Raw genomic sequence first — 2,031 nt, forward strand, 5'->3', positions numbered from 1 at the left:
GTCAACTGGGCGATGCGCGGTGCGCGGCTCACGCCGGCCCGCTTCGACGAACTCGCCACCCTCGCCCGCTCGGCCACCGATGCCGCCGGCGGCACGCCGGCCGACGCCACGCAGCGCCTGCTCGGCGTCGCGCACTGGCTGCTCGGCCGCCGCGGAGACGCCGTCCGATGACGCCGCTGCAGTTCGAGGCCGCGCATGCGCCGCTGTGGGACGAGTTGCAGGCCCTGCTCGACCGGGCGGAGGGCACGCGTCCGCGCAAAAAGGAGGACAAGCAGGCCGGCAAGAAGACCCAGAAGCCGGCCGAGCGGAAGAAGATCCTCCCGGTCGACGGCGCCCGCCTCAGCGTGCTGTACCGCCGCGCCTGCGAGCACCTGGCGCTGGCGCAGGCGCGCGCCTACCCGATCGGCCTGACGCAGCGCCTGGAGCAGCTGACGCACCGCGCGCACCAGCTGATCTACCGCCGCCACGAGCCGGGCTTCGGCATCGGGCGGCTGCGCCGGCTGCTGCTGGTCGACATCCCGCAGAGCGTGCGCGCGCACCGCGGCTACCTGCTGGTGGCGGCACTGCTGTTCGTCGTGCCGACGCTGCTGGTCGGCTGGGCCTGCTGGCGCGACCCCGGCTTCATCCTGCACCTGATGGACGCCCAGCAGGTGCGCAACTTCGACCAGATGTACGGCCCCGGCGCCGACCCGATCGGCAAGCCGCGCAGCGCCGAGACCGACTGGCAGATGTTCGGCTACTACATCCAGCACAACATCGGCATCGGCTTCCAGTGCTTCGCGGCCGGGCTGTTCGGCGGCATCGGCAGCGCGTTCTTCCTGGTCTTCAACGGGCTGCAGGGCGGCGCGGTGGGCGGCTACCTGACGGCGCGCGGCCACGGCGAGGCGTTCTACTCGTTCATCGTCACGCACTCGGCCTTCGAGCTGACGGCCATCGTGATGTCGGGTGCCGCCGGGCTGCGGCTCGGCCATGCGCTGCTGTCGCCCGGCCGGCGCACGCGGCTCGAGGCGCTGCGCCATGCGTCGTCGCACGCCATCGTCGTGATGTACGGCGTGATCGCGTTCCTGCTGATCGCCGCGGCGGTCGAGGCCTTCTGGTCGTCGGCCCGCTGGGTCGAGCCGCAGGTCAAGTACGGCGTCGGCGCGGCCTGCTGGGCGCTGGTGATCGCCTACCTCGGCTGGCAGGGGCGGCCGCGCCGCACCGCCGACGTGGAGGCCGCGAATGCAGGTTGACGCGATCGCCGTCGAGCTGCGCCCGCGCCCGATGCACGAGGCCGGCGACCTGGGCGTGCGCCTGGTGCAGGCCAACGCGCGCTCGGTGTGGGCGACCTGCACGCCGGTGTTCGCCGCGGTGTTCCTGCTCGCGCTGTCCAGCGTCGAGATCGCGAGCTGGCTGCCGAGCGTGCTGATCTTCTGGCTCAAGCCCTGGATGGACCGCAGCGTGCTGTTCGTGCTGTCGCGCGCGGCCTTCGGCCAGTCGACCCGCTTCGCCGACCTGTGGCGTGCGCAGCGCGAGGTCTGGTGGGGCCAGTGGTTCACGAGCCTGACGTGGCGGCGCCTGTCGCCGTGGCGCTCGTACACGCAGCCGATCTACCAGCTCGAAGGCCAGCGCGGCAAGGCGCGGCGGCAGCGGCGCGCGCTGATGCTGCGCTCGCAGCGCGGGCCGGTCGGCGCGATGCACCTGGTGTTCGCGCATGCCGAGGCCTTTCTCGGCATCGGGCTGATGGCGTTCATCGCGCTGCTGCTGCCCGAAGGCCTGCGCAGCGACGCCTGGGGCTGGTTCACCGGCGGCAGCGTGTCGGCGTCGTTCGCGACCGCCAGCGGCTACGCGCTGGTGGTGCTGGTGCTGGAGCCGTTCTATGTCGGCGCCGGCTTCGCGATGTACCTGAACCGCCGCGTGCAGCTCGAGGCCTGGGACATCGAGCAGGAGTTCCGCCGTGCGTTCTAGCGCTGCGTGGTGGCTGGCGGTGGCGCTGCTGGGCGCTGGGGCGCAGGCCCAGCAGGCGCCCGACGCGCCGGCCTCGGCCGTGGC

At 72.8% G+C, this 2,031-nt stretch carries 2 protein-coding genes; both read left to right on the top strand.

Translation table 11 applies throughout. The features are described 5' to 3' along the window. Positions 1–167 precede the first annotated feature (167 nt). Entirely contained in the window at positions 168–1,232 is a 1,065-nt protein-coding gene (locus tag ACXJLU_RS33220; protein ID WP_457337988.1) for a stage II sporulation protein M, read from the top strand. After that, the gene (locus tag ACXJLU_RS33225; protein WP_073462624.1) at positions 1,222–1,947 is read left to right on the top strand and encodes a hypothetical protein; all 726 of its coding nucleotides are present in this window, start codon (positions 1,222–1,224) and stop codon (positions 1,945–1,947) included. The genes ACXJLU_RS33220 and ACXJLU_RS33225 overlap by 11 nt, the downstream gene beginning before the upstream one ends. Positions 1,948–2,031: the final 84 nt, after the last annotated feature.

The organism is Rhizobacter sp. P5_C2 (assembly GCF_054049715.1).

What these genes read in the sequence shown, in the direction of transcription:
- ACXJLU_RS33220 (WP_457337988.1), top strand. Translation starts at nt 168, where the DNA reads ATGACGCCGCTGCAGTTCGAGGCCGCGCATGCGCCGCTGTGGGACGAG.
- ACXJLU_RS33225 (WP_073462624.1), top strand. Translation starts at nt 1,222, where the DNA reads ATGCAGGTTGACGCGATCGCCGTCGAGCTGCGCCCGCGCCCGATGCAC.